A 17,603-nucleotide genomic window follows, 5' to 3' on the forward strand; every position below is an offset into this window, starting at 1 on the left:
GAGTCCACGGCCCTTTTGCGGGGCCGCGGTTCCTACGGTGACACCGTGAGCGAAACCGTGACGGTAGACGTCGTACTCCCCTGTCTCAACGAGGCCGAGGCCCTGCCCTGGGTCCTCGCGCGCATCCCGGACGGCTGGCGGGCCCTGGTCGTGGACAACGGTTCCACCGACGGCTCCGCCGAGCTCGCGCGGGCCCTCGGCGCGACCGTGGTCACCGAGTCCCGGCGCGGTTTCGGCGCCGCCTGCCACGCCGGGCTGCTCGCCGCCGAGGCGGACCTCGTCTGCTTCTGCGACTGCGACGCCTCGCTGGACCCCGGGCTGCTGACGGGCTTCGTGGCGGCCGTCGCCGCGGGCGAGGCCGATCTGGTGCTCGGCCGTCGCCGTCCGCAGGGCCGCGGCGCCTGGCCCGCGCACGCCCGGGCCGGGAACCTGGCGCTGGCCCGGCTGCTGCGCAGGCGGACCGGACTGCGGCTGCGCGATCTGGGCCCGATGCGGGCCGCGCGCCGGGAGGCCCTGCTCGGGCTGGACCTGTCGGACCGGCGCTCCGGCTACCCGCTGCAGATGGTGGTCCGGGCCGCGGACGCGGGCTGGCGGATCCGGGAGGTGGACGTCCCGTACCTGCCGCGCTCGGGGAAGTCGAAGGTGACGGGCACCTGGCGGGGCACCTGGCAGGCGGTCCGCGACATGAGCCGGGTCCTGGCGCAGCCGGCCGACGCCCCGGCCGCCGGCCGGGCCGGTGCGGTGGCACCCGCCGACGGTGCGGGCGCGCCTTCCGGTGGTGGGCGATGAGCACGACCACCCTGCTGGTGATCGCGAAGGAGCCGGTCCCGGGCCGGGTCAAGACCCGCCTCACCCCGCCGTTCACCCCGGCCGAGGCGGCCGCGCTGGCCGAGGCAGCGCTCGCCGACACCCTCGCCGCCGTGGCCGCGGCCCCCGCCCGGCGCCGGATCCTGGTCCTGGAGGGCCGGCCCGGCCCGTGGCTGCCGCCCGGCTTCGAGGTGCTCCCGCAGTGCGCCGGGAGCCTGGACCTGCGGCTCGCCGCCGCGTTCGGGGCCTGCAGCGGGCCCGCCCTGCTGATCGGCATGGACACCCCGCAGGTCACGCCGGAGCTGCTGGACGTCGACTGGTCGGCGTACGGGGCCTGGTTCGGGCCCGCCGTCGACGGCGGGTTCTGGGCGCTCGGACTGGCCGTCCCCGACCCCGCGCTGCTGCGCGGAGTACCGATGTCGGTCCCCGAGACCGGCGCGGTCCAGTACGAACGGCTGCGCGCGGCCGGGCTGCGCACCGGCCGGCTGCCCGTCCTGCGCGACGTCGACACCGCCGGGGACGCCCGCCTGGTCGCCGCCGAGGCCCCGGCGGGCGCCTTCGCCGCGCGGCTGGCGGACCTCACCCGGCCGGTGCTGCGATGACCACGCTCACCTCGGGCGGGGCCCGGCCCGGCGGTCCGGTCACCGCCTGGTCGGCCGATCCGTACACGGTGGCCCTGCGCCGCGGCCGGGGGCCGCTCTATCTGCGGCGGGGCGACGGGTGGCTGCTCCCGCTGGACGTGGAGCGCTGGTGCGAGGCTCCGGACGGCGCCGACCGGACGGTGCTGGACCACTGCCGGGGCGCCGTCCTCGACATCGGCTGCGGCCCCGGCCGGCTGGTCTCCGCGCTCGCCGCCCGTGGACACCGGGCGCTGGGCATCGACGTCAGCCCGGAGGCGGTGGCCCGGACCGCCCGCTCGGGCGCCGCCGCCCTGCACCGGTCGGTCTTCGACACCCTTCCCGGCGAAGGCCGTTGGGACACGGCGCTGCTCATCGACGGGAACATCGGCATCGGCGGCGACCCCGCCGCGCTGCTGCGCCGGACGGCCGAGGTGCTCGCGGTGACCGGTTCGCTGATCGTGGAGTGCGCGCAGGCGGAGGGCGGGGCCGACGTGGACGAACGCTGCGAGGTCCGGGTGGCCGACGGCCGCGGCGGCCTCGGGGCGCCGTTCGCCTGGGCCCGCGTCGGCCCGGCGGCCCTGGCCCGGCACGCGGCGGCCGCGGACTGGGCGCCGGCGGGCCGGTGGACGGCGGCGGGCCGGGCCTTCACCCTGCTGACGCGCGGGGCCGCAGCCGCCTGGACCGCAGCCCCGTAGGCCCCGTGGGCCCCGTCAGTGCAGTCCGCCGTACGCGGCCATGACGATCTCCATGCCGCGGTCGTCCTGCTGCCGCTCCCGGTCGATCATCTGGTTCATGACGTAGGCCACCGTCATCCGTGCGTCGGGATCGCTCACGACGAGCGAACCTCCCCAGCCGCCCCAGCCGAAGGTGTTGCCGAACTTCCCGAAGCCCGTCGTCCAGGACATCGGCGTCCCCAGCACGCGGTCCGCACCGCTGAACACCTCCTGCCAGGCGGGCTCGCACCCCTGCGGAGACAGCAGCCTCACCCCGCCTGCCGTTCCCCGGTTCGCCAGGACCGACTGGACCAGGGCGACGGAGCGGGCGTTGCCGTAGCCGTTCACGGCGGGGATCTGCGCACGGCGCCAGGCCGGGGCGTTGACGTCCCGGACCCGGACGGCGACACCGGTGTTCTCCCGGGGTGCGCCGTCCGGGCCGGGCGGCGCGCCGGCGGCGTAGTCGTCGGTCAGTGACGGCGGCGGGATCAGCGGAGCGACGCGGTGGTCGTGCTCGGCGGGGAGCCCGATGTGGAAATCCGCGCCCAGCGGCCCGGCCACTTCCTCCGCGAAGAACGCACCGACACCGCGGCCGGTGATGCGGCGGACGATCTCGCCCACGAGGAACCCGAAGGTGAGCGCGTGATAGCCGGCGGCCGTTCCCGGTTCCCATGCGGGCGCCTGCGCGGCCAGCCCCGCCGTCACGGCCTCCCCGTCGTAGAGCTCCGCGACCGACCGCAACCCGGGCAGGTCCGGCAGCCCCGCGGTGTGCGACAGCACGTGCCGCACCAGCACGCCCTCCTTGCCCGCCGCGGCGAACTCGGGCCAGTAGGCGGCGACCGGCGCGGACAGGTCGAGCAGGCCCCGGTCGGCCAGGATCAGCGCGCACAGGGCCGTCATGTTCTTGGTCGTCGAGTTCACGCAGGCGAGGGTGGATCGCTCCCAGCCGACGCGGCGGTCCGCATCGGCGTACCCGCCCCAGAGGTCGACCACCGGCTCGCCGTCGAGGTAGACGGCCGCCGATGCGCCCACGTCCTCCTTGGCGAGCAACCCTGCGAGCGCCTCGTGGACCGCGCCGAACCGCGGCTCGCAATATCCCTTAATGTCGTTCATGGGGGTAAGCCTCGGGCAGCGCCGCGTCGTGCCGCCCGACAATTCCCGCACGGGATGTGTCGGGTGGGAACGGAAGGACGGACAGCGTGCTGGAGCGGCTGAACCAGGCGTTGGAGCACCTGGAGTCCCGCCTCGACCAGGACATCGACATGGCCGAGGTGGCCCGCATCGCCGCCGTGTCGGAGTACCACTTCCGACGGCTGTTCTCCGCGCTCGCCGGGATGCCGCTCCCGGTCTACGTACGGCGCCGGCGGATGACGCTCGCCGGGGCCGAGGTGCTGGCCGGGGAGCTGACGCTGCTCGACGTCGCGGTGCGGTACGGGTACGGCTCGGGCGAGGCGTTCGCCCGGGCGTTCCGGTCGGTGCACGGCATCGGGCCGGGCGAGGCCCGGCGCACGGGCGCGGTGCTCACGGCGCAGCCGCGCATGTCCTTCCGCGTCGTCGTCGAAGGAAGCACGACCATGCGCTACCGGATCGTGGAGAAGGAGTCGTTCCGGGTCCTCGGCAGGAAGGCCCGGGTGCCCCTCGTGCACGACGGGACCAACGCGGCCGCCACGGCCCATGTGGAGAGCCTGGACGAGCGGGCGGTCGTACGGATGAAGGAGCTGGCCGGCCTGGAGCCCGAGGGCATCCTGTCGGCGGTGGTGCACCTGACCGACAGCCGGGAGGAGGGTGCCGAGGTGGACTACTGGGTCGGCGTGGTGACCGGCCCCGGGACGAGCGCCGAGGAGCTCGACGCCCTCGACGTACCGGCCGGGACCTGGGCGGTCTTCGACAACCACGGGCCCTACCCGAGCGCCCTCCAGGACCTGTGGCGCGACGTGTTCACCCAGTGGTTCCCCTCGAACCCGTACACGAGCCGGCCGGGTCCGGAGCTCCTGCGGACGCAGCCGGTGGAGATCGGCGCGGAGACCGGCTCCCAGCTGTGGATCCCGGTCGAGCGGGGCAGCGCCTGACGCGACGCCGAGCCGCCCGTCACCCCGCCGGCCCGTCACCCCCCTCGGCGGCGCCGGAGGTTCCGGACCGTGAGCGCCGCCACCGGCCGGCGACCGCCGCGGCCCCGGCGGACACCGCCACCGCGGCGAGCACCAGGAGCAGGTTCCGCCCGTACGGCAGCGGCAGGGCCGACGAGTTCGGCGGCGCCCCCGGTCGCAGCAGCAGGGGCAGGGTGACCAGGACGAGCACGCCCGCCGTCAGCAGGGCTCCCCGTACGAGGCCGCGCGCGGGCACGGCGGCGACCGCGAGGCCGGCCGCCAGGACGAGGGGAGCTATGATCCCGTCGTGCAGGACGAGCGCCCCGCCCATCCACACCAGCACGTCGAGGGGGTCGGGCAGGTCCGCCAGCAGCCGTCCGCCGATCGCGATCAGCAGCAGCCCGGCACCGCCCAGGAGCAGGCGCACGCCTTTCACAGCACCTCCAAGAGGGTGACCCATTTGGTCTGCAGTACTCCGGGCCGGTTCGGCGCGATGACGCGCGCCGGGTAGCCGTGGTCGGCGGTCAGGACCTGGCCGTTCAGTTCCAGTGCCAGCAGGGTCAGCGGGTCCTCGGCGTAGTCGCGGCCCATGTCCATCACCCGGTACGCGCCGCCCGTTTCCAGCGAGGTCACCCTCAGCCCGGCCCCGGCCGGGGCGCCGGCCCGCGCCATCAGGTCGCGGATCCGCACTCCGCTCCAGCGCGCTTCCACGCTCCAGCCCTCCACGCATGCGATCGGCAACCGCGCGTGCGCCCGAGGCAGGGCGCGGAGTTGATCGAGCGTCAGGGTGTAGGGGATGGGGCCGCGCACCTCCAGCCGCCAGTCCCGTACCGCCCGTTCGGTGACGCCGGCCGCCGCGGCCGTGCGGTTGACGGGGAGCCCTTGCGGTCCGTGGTCGGGGTGCCGGGGTGCGAGCAGGTCGAGCCGCTTCAGCGGGGTGAAGGACTGTCCGACGGTGACGAGGGTGACGGCTCCGACGGCCGCGCCGACGCCGAGCATCAGGGAGCGCCGGTCCGGGCCGTCCCGGGAGGGTAGTTGGAGCGTTCCGGGTGAACGGCGGCTCCAATGGGCCCTGATCTCGGGGGCTTTGACGGCGATGTGGAGGAGCAGTGATCCGGTCACCACCCAGGCGAGCGCGAAGTGCGTCTGGATGAAGCCGAACGGCCAGGGGTACCACTCGGCGATGTTGAGGAGTCCGGTGAAGACCTGGAGGACGGCGGAGGCCACGAGCACCGCCACCGACAGCCGTTCCAGCCCGTGCCGGACTCCGCGCACCGGGGGCCACACGAACAGCCTCGGGTACACCGTCCACAGTTTCGCCAGGAGCAGCACGATCGCCGCGAGCCCGGTGGCGATGTGCAGGCCCTGGCTGAGCCGGTAGCCCCAGACCGGGCGGCCGGGCAGCGAGTCCGCGGCCCAGCCGGGCGGGTGCTGGAGGTAGTGGCTGATCAGGCCTGTCAGGAAGCAGACGGCGAAGGCCGCGCCGAGCCACCGGCCGAGGGAGGTGGCGGTCCGGGCGTCGTGCAGGCGGCCGCCGAAGGAAGGCGGGGGCGGAGTCATGTCCTCCATGAGAGCGCCGCCGGGCCCCGCGCGGGCGGCCCGACACCTTACGAAACGCGGACGCCGGGCCGGGTCGCCCGCCCGGCGGCGCCCCGCGCTGCCAGGCTGGCCCGTATGGACCACCCCCGCGCCCGGACCCTCCTCACCGTGCTGCTGCTCGCCGCGCTGACCGCCGTTCTCGTGCCCGCCGTGCGCGAGGAGGGCTACTTCGCCGACCCGGCGCGGCTCACCTGGTGGTACGCGGCCGCCTGGACGCTGTTCGGTGCGGCCGCCTGGTCGCTGCGGCGGGTGCCGGAGCGGTTCGTGGTCCCCCTCGTGCTGGCGGGTGCGCTGGCCGTCTGCGCGGCGGGGCTCGCCGGGCCGCCGCTGACCAGCACCGATTCCTTCCGTTACGCCTGGGACGGGCGGGTGCAGGCCGCCGGGATCTCCCCGTACGACCACGCCCCCGCCGATCCCGCGCTGCGCGCCCTGCGCGACGACTGGCTGTTCCCGCGCGGCGCGGCCGGCTGCGCCGGGCCCGACCGGGTGGGCATCGAGCCGGGGGTGTGCACCCGCATCAACCGGCCCGCCGTCCACACCGTCTACCCGCCCGTCGCGGAGGGGTACTTCGGGTTGGTCCACGCCCTGTCCCCGGCGGGCGTGCGGCACAAGGCCCTGCAGACCGGAGGGGCGCTGCTGGCGCTCGCCGTCACCGGGGCGCTGCTGCTGGTCCAGCGCCGCCGGGGCGCGCGGCCGCGTACCGCCGCGTACTGGGCCTGGTGTCCGGCGGTGGCGGTGGAGGCGGTGAACAACGCGCACGTCGACGTGCTCGCCGTCCTGCTGTCGGTGGCGGCGCTGGGTGCGGTGGTGCGCCGACGCACCCTCGGCGGGGCCCTGTTCGGGCTGGCGATCGCGGCGAAGCTGCTGCCCGCGGTGCTGCTGCCGGGTGCGCTGGCCGGGGTACGGCGGTGGCGGGACGCTGCGGCGCTGCTGCTGCCCGCGGCCGCGGTGGTGGGCCTGGCGTACCTGCCGTACGTGCTGGTCTCCCGCGCATCGGTGTTCGGCTACCTGGGCGGCTACGCCGAGGAGGAGGGGTACGAGGACCCGGGCGCGGGCGGCCGCTACGCGCTGCTGCGCCTCGTGCTCCCGGACTCCTGGTCGGTGCCCGCGGTCGCGGCCGGGATGCTGGCGGTGACGGCGTACGTCTGGCGGCGCGGGGATCCGCAGCAGCCGTGGAGCGCGGCGCTGTCGGTGACGGGCACTGCGTTCCTGCTGATGACCCCGGGGTACTCCTGGTACGCGCTGCTGCTGATCGCGCTGGTGGCGCTGGACGGCCGCGCCGAGTGGCTGGCAGTGGCGGTCGCGGGGGCGGCGGCGTACGTGTCGGTGCGCGCGCTGGGCGGGGCGACGATCCCGGTGGCGTACGGGCTGGCGGGCGCGGCCGTGCTCGTGGGGTGGGCGCTGCGGCGGCGGGCGGCGGCCCGGGGAGGAAGGGGAGTTGCCCCCGGGCCGCCGCCTCACGCTCCTCGGAGCGGTCAGCCGATGTGGAACGGGTCCCCGTAGACCTTCCAGTCCAGGGGGGTGTTGAGGTTGAGGTTGCCCTTCTTGAGCCACACCCGCTGGGCCGTGTCGACGCGGCTGGTGTCGCTGTGCGCCTCCTCCTGCTTCATCGCCCAGACCCGGGCGTCGAGGAAGGCGTTGAGCCAGGTGGTCTCGTTGCCGCCCTGGGCCGGGGGCTTGGCCTTGGTGAGGGCGCGCTTGCGGATGTTGCGGAAGCTGGTGGAGTCGTCGCCGTCGCCGTGCATGACGATGGCGTCGTAGTAGGTGAACTGCCCGAGCACGCCGACCCCGTCGGCCTTGCCCTGCTTCACGGCCGGGTTGAAGTAGACCCGGTCGCGCTCGTGGTCCTGGGCCTTCTTGAAGTCGGAGTCGGAGGCCGCCTTCACCCAGTCCTTGGTGAAGTTGGGGTCGAGGCCGGCGTGCGAATCGCTGCCGTCGACCTTCCGCAGGGCGGGGAGGTACTTGGCGAGCACGTTGCCCGGCTTGATCTGCGTGTAGTACTCGACGAGTTCGAGCATGTCGTGGGTGCCGGAACAGAAGCCGATGATGCCGGCCGTGTAGCCGCGGCCGTCGTCTATGTCCTCGATGTACTTGTACTGCGCCTTCCAGTTCAGCGAGGAGTTCTCGGCACTGGAGACGATCTGCATGGCGATGTCCTTCTTCACCGGGTCGTCGAGTCCGACGGCGGCGGCCGACACCTGCGCGGAGGCCGGTGCCGCGGTGGGGGCGGCGGCCGTCGCGTGGGCGGTGACGGGCACGGCGAGAAGAGCGGCGCCGAGCAAGGTACTTACGGCCAGTCGCTTGCGGTGGGGGGTGAACACAGTGCCTCCATGAGGGAGTTGATGCTCGGGCGACTTCGTTAGGAAACTTTACTACCAGAACTCCCGCCACCTCAAGAGCCCGGCACGACCCACCCCTATCGGAAGGGGTGCGACACACCTACCCCTGGCATATGAGAGGCTGCCCGGGGCATGATTACGCAGATGCGGCTGATTTCGGCTGCTGGAATCTCATATGCGCGATCAACGACAAGTGCGGGAAACCGCGAGGCGCGCGCACGACGCAGGAACGCGAGCACGACGCAGGAAAGCGCAAGCACGACGCAGGAAAGGGAGGCGCCGATGGCCGTCCTCGTCATCGGAGACGCACCCACCGCCGCCATCGAGGCGGCCGGGCTGCGGATCCACCCGTGCCGGCCCGGCGCCGACGATCCCCTGCCGGCCACCCTCACCGGGATCGACGCGCTGATCCTCTCCCCCGGCGCCACCCCTGCCGCCCTGCCGCTCGTCGGGCCGGCGCTGGCCGCCGAAGTGCCCGTCCTCGCCCTGGGCGAGGGAGCCCGGCTGCTCACCGAGGCGGCGGGTACGGACGGCACCGGCGGCGGCAGCACCGATCCGCTGCTCGGCGACGGCTCCGCGCCGCACGGTTTCCGGGTGGGCGCCAGCGCCTGGGGGCTGCCCGTCCCCCACGAAGCCGACTGCGAACTGCTGCGCCGCTTCGCCGAGTTGGTCGCCGGGCGAGCCGAAACCACCGCCACCCGCGCCTTCTTCACGCCCCGGGCCGCCGCCTGGGAGGAGCGGTTCGCCTACCAGACACCGGCGTACGAGGCCGCCGTCGCCCGGATGCGGCTGCGCCCCGGGCAGCGCGCGCTCGACCTGGGCTGCGGCAGCGGCCGCGCCCTGCCCGCGCTGCGGGCCCTGGTCGGAGCCACCGGAACGGTGATCGGCGTGGACGTCACGCACGCCATGCTCGACGCCGCCGCCCGCGCGGGCCACGGCGGCCCGGCGCGGCTGCTGCTCGCCGACTGCGGGCGGCTCCCGCTGCCGGCCGGCGCCGTCCACGGCATCTTCGCCGCCGGGCTCCTGGACCACCTGCCGCATCCGGCCGCCGCCCTGCGCGAGTGGGCCCGCGTCACCGCCCCCGGCGGGGAGCTGCTGCTCTTCCACCCCTCCGGGCGGGCCGAGCGCGCGGCCCGCCACGGGCGCGCCGTCAGCCCCGACGACCCGCTGGCCGAGCCGAACCTCCGCCCGGCCGTCGAAGCGGCGGGGTGGCACGTGGCCACGTACGAGGACGCCCCCACCCACTTCCTGACCCGCGCCACCCGCTGACGGGCGGGGCTCCGGTCAGGCTCCGGGGCGGTCGGCGGGGTGAGCCGCCAGGCGGGCCTGCAAGCCCCGCTTCGCTTCGGGCCACTCGGGGCGCGTGAGGGAGTACACCGCCGTATCGCGGATCCAGCCGTCCCGCATGACCATGTGGTGGCGCAGTACGCCCTCGTGCCGCGCGCCGAGCCGGGTGATCGCGGCCCGCGACTTCGCGTTCCGCACGTCCGTCAGCAGCTCGACCCGGTTCATCCCCATGACCTCGAAGGCATGCGTCAGCATCAGCAGCTTCGCCTCCACGTTCGCTCCGCTGCGCTGCCGGGACGCGGCCAGGAAGGTCCAGCCGATCTCCAGCCGCCGGTTCGCGGTGTTGATCACCATCAGCCGGGTGGACCCGATGACCCGCCCCGTCTGCGCGTCCACCGTCGCGTACGGGATCTGCGTGCCCGCCGCCCGCGCCGCGACCGCGTCCTCGATGAAGCCGCGGACGTCGTCCGGGTGCGGGACGATCGTCACCGCGAGCTCCCAGAGGCTGCCGTCGCGGACCGCCTCGCACAGCCCGTCGTGGTGCCGCAGCTCGAGCGGCTCCAGCCGCACCCGCTCTCCGGCCAGTACCGCCGTCGCCACCACGCCGTCCACCGCCGCCTGCTGCATGCCCGACCTGCCGTTTCTCGTGTTGCGCGCCGCCACGAGGACCCTATCGGGCACGACCGGCCTTCCTCGAAGGGGTTTCTGCCGGCCCGGTCAGAGCCAGCCGTTGCGCCGGAAGCCCCGGTGGATGACGAAGCACGCGACGGCCATCACCCCGAGCACGAGGGGATACCCGTAGGTCCAGTGCAGTTCGGGCATGTGCTCGAAGTTCATGCCGTAGACCCCGCACACCATCGTCGGAACGGCGACGATGGCCGCCCACGCGGTGATCTTGCGCATGTCCTCGTTCTGGGCGACGGTCACCTGCGCGAGATGGGCCTGCAGTATCGAGTCCAGGAGGGCGTCGTACGCGGCGATCTGGTCGGTGGCGCGGGTCAGATGGTCGGCGACGTCGCGGAAGTACGTGCGCATCTCCGGCGGGATGACCGGGATCGGCTGCGTGCTCAGCTGCTGGAGCGGGCGGCTCAGCGGGGCCACCGCCCTGCGCAGTTCCAGCAGTTCGCGCTTGAGCTGGTAGATCCGCCCGGCGTCCCCGCGGCCGCCGTGCTCGCTGAAGACCATGGTCTCGACGGCGTCTATGTCGTTCTGCACCGCGTCCGTGACGGCCACGTACTCGTCGACCACGTGGTCGGCCAGCGCGTGCAGGACGGCGACCGGCCCCTTGGCCACGTGCTCGGGGAGCTCCTCCAGCTCCTCGCGGACCGACCCCAGGGTGCCGCGGCCGCCGTGCCGGATGGTGATGACGAAGTCGGCGCCGGCGAAAGCCATGAGTTCGCCGGTCTCCACCACCTCGCTGGTCGCGGTCAGCTCCTCGTGCTCCACGTACCGCACGGTCTTGAACACGGCGAAGAGGGTGTCGTCGTAGCGCTCGATCTTGGGCCGCTGGTGGGCCTGGACCGCGTCGCCGACGGCGAGCGGGTGCAGGCCGAGCAGTTCGGCGAGCCCGGCGAACTCCTCCTGCGAGGGCTCGTGCAGTCCGATCCAGACGAAGCCCTCGCCCGTCTTGCGGACCCGGCGCAGCGCCTCGCCCACATCGGCGTGGCCGTGGCCGTCCTGGCGCACGCCCTCCCGGTAGACGATGCAGTTGACGACGGCGCTGCCGAGCGGGGAACGGGCCGGGTGGCTGAGGTCGACGGTCCGCCGGTAGGTACGGCGCACGGCCCGGCGCAGGTTGCTGAACATGGACAACGGACGTACTCCCCTTCGGCGGATCAGCGGCCAGTGTGCCACCGGCACGCGGACCCCATGAACGCCCGCCGCTCGGGCCTTCGCTCCCGGGGCCCGTCCGCAGGCCCTCCTCGAGCTCTGCCCTCGCGCTCTTCCCTCGGGCTCCCGCCCTCGGGGTCCGCCCGTGGGGTCCGGCCTCAGACCCCCGGCTTTCAGGGCCCCAGCCTCGCGGGCCCGGCCTCAGACCCCCGCTTCAGGGCCCGCGTCCGCGGGCCCCCCGCCTCAGGCCCGGTCGATGAAGACGCTCGTGGACTTCACCCGCGCCGTCGCCCTCGCTCCGACCTCCAGGCCGAGTTCCTCCACGGCCTCCCGGGTCAGCAGCGACACGACGCGGTGCGGTCCGGCCTGGATCTCCACCTGCGCGTCGACCGTGCCCAGCTTGACGCCCGTCACGATGCCGGGGAAGGCGTTGCGCGCCGAGGTGTACGGAGCCCCCTCGCCGTCGCCGCCCTCCTGCGCGACCTCCACGCAGAACGCGGCGAGGTCCGGCCCGTCGACCATCCGCCGGGTACCGTCCCGACGCGTCGGGAACCTTTCCGCGTCGGCCCACCGTCGGGCCGTGTCTACGCTGACGCCGAGCAGCCGCGCCGCCTGGCCGATGGTGTAGGACTCCATGCCCGCAGCCTAAGCCCTCCCCCGACCGGTCCTCGCAGGCCAAGGGGCCCGGCCGGGGGAGGGCAGGATTCCCGCGGGTCCGCCCGTCAGGACCCGTCCTGGCCGAGCGCCCCCGCCGCCGCCCGCGCGACCGCCTCCGCCACCATGGACAGCGCGGGCGATTCCAGCTTCCACTGCTGCCAGTACAGCGGGATCTCCAGGCTCCGGCCGGGCGCGATCACCACGAGTTCCCCCGCTTCCAGCAACGGGTCGGCCTGCACCATCGGCAGCATCGCCCAGCCCAGCCCGGCGGTCGCCGCGTCGCAGAACCCCTCCGACGTCGGCACGTAATGACGTACGGCGGAGGCCCTGGCCGCCGCGTCCCCCGTCAGGACCCGCACGAACTCGTCCTGGAGCAGGTCCAGCCGGTCGAACACGACGACCGGCGCCTTCCGCAGGTCCCGCTCCACCGCGTCCCGCAGATGCCGCGCCGCGAACTCCGGGCTCGCCACCGGCAGGTACCGCACGAGCCCCAGCCTGCGCACCGTGCACCCCGCCACGGGCACCGGCTGCGAGGTGACCGCGGCCATCACGCGCCCGTCCCGCAGCAGTTCGGTCGCGTGCGCCTCGTCCTCCCGGTGCAGTTCGAAGCAGACCGGCGGGTCCTGCGGCACCCCCGTCAGCGCGGGCAGGAACCACGTGGCCAGCGAGTCCGCGTTGACCGCGATCGGCAGCCGCACCGGTCCCAGTCCCTCGGCCATGCCCAGCTCGGCCCGCGCGTCGCGCTCCAGCCGGACGAGCTGCCGCGCGAAGCGGACGAGGACCTCCCCCGATTCGGTCGCCTGCACGGGCTTGGTCCGCATCAGCAGCACCCGCCCGGTCCGCTGTTCCAGCGCCTTGACGCGTTGGCTGACGGCGGAGGGGGTCACGTGCAGGGCGGCGGCGGCCGCGTCGAAGGTGCCCTCGTCGATCACCGCGAGCAGGGTCCGCACCTGGTCCACAGGCAGCTCATCCATCACAGCCGCTAATGGTAGGTAAGAATCTTTAGCTGTACTCCTCGCCGCGCCGCTGCCTACGGTCGAAGACATGACACACGGCATCATCCCGGCGGGCCTCGCGGGCTTCGGCACCGGCCTTTCGCTCATCGTCGCCATCGGCGCCCAGAACGCCTTCGTCCTGCGCCAGGGCGTACGCCGCCAATCGGTCCTCGCCGTGGTCGCCATCTGCGCCCTCTCGGACGCGGCCCTGATCGCCCTCGGCGTGGCCGGCGTCGGCGCGTTCGTCACCGCCTGGCCGCCCGCCCTGACCCTCGTCGGACTCGTCGGCGGCGCCTTCCTGATCGGCTACGGAGCCCTGGCCGCCCGCCGAGTGCTGCGCCCCGACCCGGGCGCCGCCCTCACCGCGGACGCCACCGGCCGGGCCGCCGGCTCGGCCGCCACCCGCCGCGCCGTACTGACCTGCCTGGCCATGACCTGGCTCAACCCGCACGTGTACCTCGACACCGTGCTGCTGCTCGGCTCCATCGCCGCCGGCCGCGGGGACCTGCGCTGGGCCTTCGGGGGCGGGGCCGTCCTGGCGAGCCTCGCCTGGTTCGGCGCGCTCGGCTACGGCGCCCGGCTGCTCAGCGGCCCGCTCGGGAAGCCCGCGGCCTGGCGCGCCCTGGACGGACTCGTCGCCGCGACCATGGTCACGATGGGCGGCCTGCTCCTCGCCCGGGCCTGAACCCCGCCGGGCCGGGCTCCGACGACGAGCAGGTCGTCGGGGAGCCCGGCCGGCTCGCACAGGGTCCGGCCGGGGTCGCCCCGCAGCACGTGCCGGCGTACGACGGGCACGCCCGCCGGGTCACCCCCGAAGGCCTCCTCGAAGGCCCGGTCGAGGGTCGCTGCGGCCTCCAGGTCCCGCCCACCGAGCCGTGCCTCCCGGGCCCCCGCCCGCAGGGCGGCGAGGCTGCCGAGGGAGCCGCTCACCCTGACCACCACGCGGCTCATCGGCTCGGTTCCCGCACGGCCCTGACCAGCCCGTGGACCCACTCGCGCAGCGCCGGAAGGGCCGGCAGCCCGGCGCCGGACCGCCGCTCGTGGCACTGCTGGAGGGCCCGCTCGGCACGGTCGCTGAGGACGGTGTACTCGCTGGACATGAAGGTCTCCTTCCGCCGGGCACCAGACCAATTCCCGTGCGCCGACCTCCAGTCTGGGGAGCGATTGGCCTGTCCAGCAGGGCCAATCCCGCACATCTGGCCTGCCACCGTCCCCCGAGTTCCACCCCATGGACAGGCCCCGAGTGGGTACGGATCACCGTGCCCGCAGCCTCGTACCCCCACCCCCGCCACCTCGTACGGCCTTTCCCCGCACCACCAGGAGCCCCCGTGCCGGACCAGCCCCCGACCCCGCCGCCCTCCGCGTCCCCGTACACCGACTCGGTCCGCGCCTACTACGCCGCCCAGCCCTCGCCCCTCGTCGCCGCCACCGGGATCGTGCTGGATCCGCACGGGCGGGTCCTCGTCCTCACCACCTCGTACAAGGCGGAGCTCGAGCTCCCGGGCGGGGGCGTGGAGGACACCGAGACCCCGGAACAGGGGCTGGCCCGCGAGCTCAAGGAGGAGCTGGACCTGAGCGCGCCGGTCGGGCGGCTGCTCGCCGTGGACTCCCGCCCGCCGGGGCCCCTCGGCCGCTCCCTCGTGGTCCACGTCCACCTCGTCGGCCCGCTCACGCCCGAGGAGACCTCCGCCCTCTCCTTCCCGGACGGGGAGGTCACCGAGGCGCGCTGGCTCACCCCGGAGGAGGCCTACGAGGCCCTGGGCACCCGGAAGGGATCCCGACTGCGCGCCGCCCTGGCGGCCTTGCACTCCGGCTCCCTGGCGCACCTGATCGACGGGGTGCCGCAGCCCGGCTCCCCGGCCGGCTTCGACCCCGCGCGCCGGGCGGAGCTGGAACACGTGGGCGCCTACGACACGGCCGGCCACCGCGCCGCCCGCCCCAAGGCCCTCACGGCGGCGAGCGTGCTGTTCACCGACTCCGCGGGCGGGGTCCTGCTCGTGCGGCCCGCGTACGGCGATCCGGACCACTGGAACCTGCCCGGCGGCGGCATCGACAGCGACCTCGGCGAGATCCCGCGCACCGCGGCCCGCCGGGAGGTCCTCGAAGAGCTCGGCCTCGACCTGGCCCCGGGCCCGCTGCTCGCCGTCAACTGGTCCCACCGCTCCGGCTATCCGGCCCGCGTCCGCTTCCTCTACGACGGCGGCACCCTCGACGCCCCCACCCTGGCCCGGATCCGCCTGCCCGGGACGGAACTCCTCGCATGGCGCACGGTCCCCCCGGCGGAACTCCGCCGCTTCACCAAACCGGCCCTCCGCCGCCAGATCGAGTCCTGCCTCAGGGCCCGCACCACACCGGGCGGCCCCTTGGAACTGCACCACGGCCGACCGGTGGACCGGCCCTAGGGGGTGTCTTGCCGATCAGGCCGGGCTCGCGGCGTCTGGCACCGCGCCCTGATCCGGCCCGATCGGCAAGACACCCCCTAGAACCCGGCGGCGAGCCGACGGGCACGCGCGATGACCCCCGCCCGGGCGAAGTAGCCGAGCCCTTCCGCGCGCAGGGACTTCGAGACCTCGCGCTTCGCGAACCCGCGGGCCAGCATGACCGCCGCCTTCCGGGTCACGGCGTCGCGGGCGCTGTCGGCCCCCGGGACTTCCGGGGCCTCGGCGGGCCGGGGAGCGAGGGGCTCCTCGCTCGGGGCTGCACGGGTCTCATCGTCCTGGGCTGCACGGGGTTCGGCGGGCCGGGCTGCCGGTGGCTCGGTGTGCCGGGCTGCGCCGGCCTCGGCGTGCCGGGCCGTGCCGGTGGCTTCGTGCCGGGCGGCCGGGACCCGGCCACGCCGCCACACAGCCGACACGTCGGCTCCCGGAATCACCAGGGAGGCGACGGGCAGGCGGGGCGGGCGGGGCACCGCGGGCGGGGTCGCGTTGCGGCTGATCAGATCGCGGAGCGCAGCCTCCGCTTCGGCGGGCGCGAGAACGGCGATGTCCGCGTGCGGCAAGGAGGCCGGGGCGGGCGTTCCGGCCGGGACGATCACCATCCGGGTGGTCTTGGAGGGGCGCACACCCAGCACCGCACCGTGCCGTTCGGCGAGTTCGGCCACGGCCCGCGTCCGCGGGTCCGCACCCAGGGGCACGACGCGTACGCCCTTCAGCTCCGTGCCCGTCACGGGCAGCCGCTCGGCGAGCTCGGGAACGGCCAGGAGCTCGGCGAGCACGGCCAGCAAGCGGAGTTCCCGGGCCGACGGCCGCTCCCCCGCCATGGTGTGGCGGGCCTCCCAGACCTCCACGTGCGCGGCGCGCAGGCTCTCCTGGCCGTGGCCCGCGGCCGAGGCGAGCTCGGCGAGCTCCGAGGCGTCCCGTCCGAGCACCTTGCCGGTGGCCGCGACCTCGGACAGGGCAGCGGAGTACGCGGCGGCCCCGGCCGGGTCGGGGGACGTGCGGGTCCTCATCGGAAGGGCCCGGTGGAGGTGCGCCAGCCAGCCGTCCTCACCCCGGCGCAGCCCGCAGGCGCGCGGACGGACCCGTACGGAATCCGGCACCGCCGCCGGCTGCACTCCGGCTGCGGGACCGCCGGTCAGGGTGAGGGGGACGGGCGCCGTGCCGATCAGGGTCGTCAGGATCCGGGCGGTGTGCCGGGCGTCCTCCAGAGCCGCGTGTGAGGACAGGGGCCAGGAGCCCGAGAGGCTCTTCACGATCCCGCCGAGCTTGTAGCCGATCATCTCCGTGTGCGCCCGGTACTCCTTGAGCGTGCACAGGCCGGCCGCTTCCGGCGGCTCGATGCCGGCGCGGCGGAACTCGGCGGCCAGGAACTTCGATTCGAAGTCGAGGTGGTGGGCGACCACGACCGCACCGTGCATGATCCGGATCAAGGTGCCGGCCAGTTCCTCGAAGCGAGGGGCGCGCGCCGCTTCCGCGTTGCCGATGCCAAGGTCCCCCGGCGTGGCCCCTGCCCGGCGCGGTCGGCTACTTCGGCTCGGTGGCGAGTTGGATCAGGTTGCCGCAGGTGTCGTCGAGGACGGCGGTGGTGACGGGGCCCATCTCCAGCGGTTCCTGGGTGAAGCGGACGCCGAGGGCGCGCAGGCGCTCGTACTCCGCCGTGACGTCGTCGACGGCGAACTGGGCGAGCGGGATGCCGTCCTCGACGAGGGCGTCCCGGTAGGTCTTGGCGGCCGGGTGGGCGGCGGGCTCCAGGAGGAGTTCGGTGCCGCCGGGCTCGGCGGGCGAGACCACGGTCAGCCACCGGTGCTCGCCGCCCAGCGGGACGTCGTGCTTCTTCACGAATCCGAGGATCTCGGTGTAGAAGTGCAGGGCCTTGGCCTGGTCGTCGACGAAGATGCTGGTCAGGTGGATCTTCATGGGGTGCTCTCTTCCGGTCCGGGCGGGTCGGGCATGCGCCACCGCTCGGCGATCTGCCGTAGCGGGGCCGTGTTCAGGTCGTGGAACTTGTACCGGCCCTCCCGCCTGGTCTCGACGAGTCCGGCGGCCTCCAGCACGGCGAGGTGCTGGGAGACGCCCTGGCGCGAGATGCCCAGCCGGTGCTTCATCGTCAGCCGCGAGCAGATCTCGAACAGCGTCTGCCCGGACTTCTCCGCGAGCTCGTCGAGGATGGTGCGGCGGGTCGGGTCGGCCAAGGCTCTGAAGAGTTCGTCGGCCACGTCCACCAGGATAGG

21 protein-coding genes are annotated in these 17,603 nt (G+C 74.5%); 8 read left to right on the forward strand and 13 right to left on the reverse strand.

Features of this window, described 5'->3' with window-relative positions:
• Window positions 1–45 precede the first annotated feature (45 nt).
• From ACFRU2_RS17770 to ACFRU2_RS17780, 3 genes are read left to right on the forward strand one after another with little or no spacing between them, the layout of a single operon-like run.
• Window positions 46–789 carry a glycosyltransferase family 2 protein gene (locus ACFRU2_RS17770; RefSeq protein ID WP_382972894.1) on the forward strand — a complete coding sequence of 248 codons (744 nt, stop codon included), beginning with the start codon at window positions 46–48 and terminating at the stop codon, window positions 787–789.
• A complete protein-coding gene (locus ACFRU2_RS17775) occupies window positions 786–1,409 on the forward strand; it encodes a DUF2064 domain-containing protein (protein ID WP_382972896.1) in 624 nt (207 codons plus the stop codon). The genes ACFRU2_RS17770 and ACFRU2_RS17775 overlap by 4 nt, the downstream gene beginning before the upstream one ends.
• Window positions 1,406–2,122 (forward strand): class I SAM-dependent methyltransferase, encoded by a 717-nt coding sequence (locus tag ACFRU2_RS17780; RefSeq protein ID WP_382972898.1) that lies wholly within the window; start codon window positions 1,406–1,408, stop codon window positions 2,120–2,122. The genes ACFRU2_RS17775 and ACFRU2_RS17780 overlap by 4 nt, the downstream gene beginning before the upstream one ends.
• A gap of 15 nt (window positions 2,123–2,137) precedes the next feature.
• Here the strand turns inward: ACFRU2_RS17780 and ACFRU2_RS17785 are convergent, their stop codons facing one another.
• On the reverse strand, window positions 2,138–3,253 hold the full coding sequence (locus ACFRU2_RS17785) for a serine hydrolase domain-containing protein (RefSeq protein WP_382972900.1): 1,116 nt from the start codon (window positions 3,251–3,253) through the stop codon (window positions 2,138–2,140).
• A gap of 86 nt (window positions 3,254–3,339) precedes the next feature.
• Between ACFRU2_RS17785 and ACFRU2_RS17790 the strand changes: the two genes are divergently transcribed.
• On the forward strand, window positions 3,340–4,209 hold the full coding sequence (locus ACFRU2_RS17790) for a GyrI-like domain-containing protein (RefSeq protein WP_382972902.1): 870 nt from the start codon (window positions 3,340–3,342) through the stop codon (window positions 4,207–4,209).
• Between the two features lie 19 nt (window positions 4,210–4,228).
• Here the strand turns inward: ACFRU2_RS17790 and ACFRU2_RS17795 are convergent, their stop codons facing one another.
• On the reverse strand, window positions 4,229–4,654 hold the full coding sequence (locus ACFRU2_RS17795; RefSeq protein ID WP_382972904.1) for a hypothetical protein: 426 nt from the start codon (window positions 4,652–4,654) through the stop codon (window positions 4,229–4,231).
• Between the two features lie 5 nt (window positions 4,655–4,659).
• Window positions 4,660–5,796, reverse strand: a complete 1,137-nt coding sequence (locus ACFRU2_RS17800) for a molybdopterin-dependent oxidoreductase (RefSeq protein ID WP_382972906.1) — start codon at window positions 5,794–5,796, stop codon at window positions 4,660–4,662.
• 105 nt (window positions 5,797–5,901) lie between these two features.
• On the opposite strand from ACFRU2_RS17800, the gene ACFRU2_RS17805 reads away from it, so the two are divergent.
• Window positions 5,902–7,329, forward strand: a complete 1,428-nt coding sequence (locus ACFRU2_RS17805; RefSeq protein WP_382972908.1) for a glycosyltransferase 87 family protein — start codon at window positions 5,902–5,904, stop codon at window positions 7,327–7,329.
• Here ACFRU2_RS17805 and ACFRU2_RS17810 read toward each other — a convergent pair.
• Window positions 7,302–8,147: a chitosanase gene (locus ACFRU2_RS17810; protein ID WP_382972910.1), complete on the reverse strand. Its 846-nt coding sequence runs from the start codon at window positions 8,145–8,147 to the stop codon at window positions 7,302–7,304. The two genes, ACFRU2_RS17805 and ACFRU2_RS17810, sit on opposite strands and share 28 nt — an antisense overlap.
• Before the next feature lie 300 nt (window positions 8,148–8,447).
• Here ACFRU2_RS17810 and ACFRU2_RS17815 point away from each other — a divergent pair, with 300 nt between their 5' ends.
• Entirely contained in the window at window positions 8,448–9,434 is a 987-nt protein-coding gene (locus tag ACFRU2_RS17815) for a class I SAM-dependent methyltransferase (RefSeq protein WP_382972912.1), read from the forward strand.
• Between the two features lie 15 nt (window positions 9,435–9,449).
• Here ACFRU2_RS17815 and ACFRU2_RS17820 read toward each other — a convergent pair whose 3' ends face one another.
• The 4 genes from ACFRU2_RS17820 to ACFRU2_RS17835 form a co-directional block, all read right to left on the reverse strand.
• Window positions 9,450–10,133, reverse strand: a complete 684-nt coding sequence (locus ACFRU2_RS17820; RefSeq protein WP_382972914.1) for a GNAT family N-acetyltransferase — start codon at window positions 10,131–10,133, stop codon at window positions 9,450–9,452.
• A 36-nt stretch (window positions 10,134–10,169) separates the two neighbouring features.
• Complete coding sequence (gene corA / locus ACFRU2_RS17825; protein WP_382972916.1) at window positions 10,170–11,258, reverse strand: magnesium/cobalt transporter CorA; 1,089 nt, start codon at window positions 11,256–11,258, stop codon at window positions 10,170–10,172.
• Window positions 11,259–11,525: 267 nt separating this feature from the next.
• Window positions 11,526–11,918 (reverse strand): molybdopterin-binding protein, encoded by a 393-nt coding sequence (locus tag ACFRU2_RS17830; protein WP_382972918.1) that lies wholly within the window; start codon window positions 11,916–11,918, stop codon window positions 11,526–11,528.
• An 86-nt stretch (window positions 11,919–12,004) separates the two neighbouring features.
• Entirely contained in the window at window positions 12,005–12,913 is a 909-nt protein-coding gene (locus tag ACFRU2_RS17835) for a LysR family transcriptional regulator ArgP (protein WP_382972920.1), read from the reverse strand.
• A gap of 70 nt (window positions 12,914–12,983) precedes the next feature.
• Here ACFRU2_RS17835 and ACFRU2_RS17840 point away from each other — a divergent pair, with 70 nt between their 5' ends.
• Window positions 12,984–13,619, forward strand: a complete 636-nt coding sequence (locus tag ACFRU2_RS17840; protein WP_382972922.1) for a LysE/ArgO family amino acid transporter — start codon at window positions 12,984–12,986, stop codon at window positions 13,617–13,619.
• Here the strand turns inward: ACFRU2_RS17840 and ACFRU2_RS17845 are convergent.
• Both ACFRU2_RS17845 and ACFRU2_RS17850 read right to left on the reverse strand, forming a co-directional pair.
• The gene (locus ACFRU2_RS17845) at window positions 13,502–13,885 is read right to left on the reverse strand and encodes a hypothetical protein (RefSeq protein WP_382972924.1); all 384 of its coding nucleotides are present in this window, start codon (window positions 13,883–13,885) and stop codon (window positions 13,502–13,504) included. The genes ACFRU2_RS17840 and ACFRU2_RS17845 overlap by 118 nt on opposite strands.
• The gene (locus ACFRU2_RS17850) at window positions 13,882–14,034 is read right to left on the reverse strand and encodes a hypothetical protein (RefSeq protein WP_382972926.1); all 153 of its coding nucleotides are present in this window, start codon (window positions 14,032–14,034) and stop codon (window positions 13,882–13,884) included. The genes ACFRU2_RS17845 and ACFRU2_RS17850 overlap by 4 nt, the downstream gene beginning before the upstream one ends.
• Window positions 14,035–14,262: 228 nt before the next feature.
• Here ACFRU2_RS17850 and ACFRU2_RS17855 point away from each other — a divergent pair, with 228 nt between their 5' ends.
• The gene (locus tag ACFRU2_RS17855) at window positions 14,263–15,336 is read left to right on the forward strand and encodes an NUDIX domain-containing protein (protein WP_382972927.1); all 1,074 of its coding nucleotides are present in this window, start codon (window positions 14,263–14,265) and stop codon (window positions 15,334–15,336) included.
• A gap of 77 nt (window positions 15,337–15,413) precedes the next feature.
• Here the strand turns inward: ACFRU2_RS17855 and ACFRU2_RS17860 are convergent, their stop codons facing one another.
• The 3 genes from ACFRU2_RS17860 to ACFRU2_RS17870 all read right to left on the reverse strand — a co-directional run bounded on the left by ACFRU2_RS17860 (window position 15,414) and on the right by ACFRU2_RS17870 (window position 17,588).
• Window positions 15,414–16,802, reverse strand: a complete 1,389-nt coding sequence (locus ACFRU2_RS17860) for a hypothetical protein (RefSeq protein ID WP_382972929.1) — start codon at window positions 16,800–16,802, stop codon at window positions 15,414–15,416.
• 94 nt (window positions 16,803–16,896) lie between these two features.
• Complete coding sequence (locus ACFRU2_RS17865) at window positions 16,897–17,289, reverse strand: VOC family protein (RefSeq protein ID WP_382972931.1); 393 nt, start codon at window positions 17,287–17,289, stop codon at window positions 16,897–16,899.
• On the reverse strand, window positions 17,286–17,588 hold the full coding sequence (locus ACFRU2_RS17870; RefSeq protein WP_250747923.1) for a helix-turn-helix transcriptional regulator: 303 nt from the start codon (window positions 17,586–17,588) through the stop codon (window positions 17,286–17,288). Before ACFRU2_RS17870 ends, ACFRU2_RS17865 begins: the two co-directional genes overlap by 4 nt.
• Between the last annotated feature and the right edge of the window lie 15 nt (window positions 17,589–17,603).

Source organism: Streptomyces sp. NPDC056883 (assembly GCF_042788835.1).
GTDB classification, from domain to species: Bacteria; Actinomycetota; Actinomycetes; order Streptomycetales; family Streptomycetaceae; genus Streptomyces; species Streptomyces stoeckheimensis.

What these genes read in the sequence shown, in the direction of transcription:
- ACFRU2_RS17775 (WP_382972896.1), top strand. Translation starts at nt 786, where the DNA reads ATGAGCACGACCACCCTGCTGGTGATCGCGAAGGAGCCGGTCCCGGGC.
- ACFRU2_RS17780 (WP_382972898.1), top strand. Translation starts at nt 1,406, where the DNA reads ATGACCACGCTCACCTCGGGCGGGGCCCGGCCCGGCGGTCCGGTCACC.
- ACFRU2_RS17785 (WP_382972900.1), bottom strand. Translation starts at nt 3,253, where the DNA reads ATGAACGACATTAAGGGATATTGCGAGCCGCGGTTCGGCGCGGTCCAC.
- ACFRU2_RS17800 (WP_382972906.1), bottom strand. Translation starts at nt 5,796, where the DNA reads ATGGAGGACATGACTCCGCCCCCGCCTTCCTTCGGCGGCCGCCTGCAC.
- ACFRU2_RS17805 (WP_382972908.1), top strand. Translation starts at nt 5,902, where the DNA reads ATGGACCACCCCCGCGCCCGGACCCTCCTCACCGTGCTGCTGCTCGCC.
- ACFRU2_RS17815 (WP_382972912.1), top strand. Translation starts at nt 8,448, where the DNA reads ATGGCCGTCCTCGTCATCGGAGACGCACCCACCGCCGCCATCGAGGCG.
- corA (WP_382972916.1), bottom strand. Translation starts at nt 11,258, where the DNA reads ATGTTCAGCAACCTGCGCCGGGCCGTGCGCCGTACCTACCGGCGGACC.
- ACFRU2_RS17830 (WP_382972918.1), bottom strand. Translation starts at nt 11,918, where the DNA reads ATGGAGTCCTACACCATCGGCCAGGCGGCGCGGCTGCTCGGCGTCAGC.
- ACFRU2_RS17835 (WP_382972920.1), bottom strand. Translation starts at nt 12,913, where the DNA reads ATGGATGAGCTGCCTGTGGACCAGGTGCGGACCCTGCTCGCGGTGATC.
- ACFRU2_RS17840 (WP_382972922.1), top strand. Translation starts at nt 12,984, where the DNA reads ATGACACACGGCATCATCCCGGCGGGCCTCGCGGGCTTCGGCACCGGC.
- ACFRU2_RS17845 (WP_382972924.1), bottom strand. Translation starts at nt 13,885, where the DNA reads ATGAGCCGCGTGGTGGTCAGGGTGAGCGGCTCCCTCGGCAGCCTCGCC.
- ACFRU2_RS17850 (WP_382972926.1), bottom strand. Translation starts at nt 14,034, where the DNA reads ATGTCCAGCGAGTACACCGTCCTCAGCGACCGTGCCGAGCGGGCCCTC.
- ACFRU2_RS17865 (WP_382972931.1), bottom strand. Translation starts at nt 17,289, where the DNA reads ATGAAGATCCACCTGACCAGCATCTTCGTCGACGACCAGGCCAAGGCC.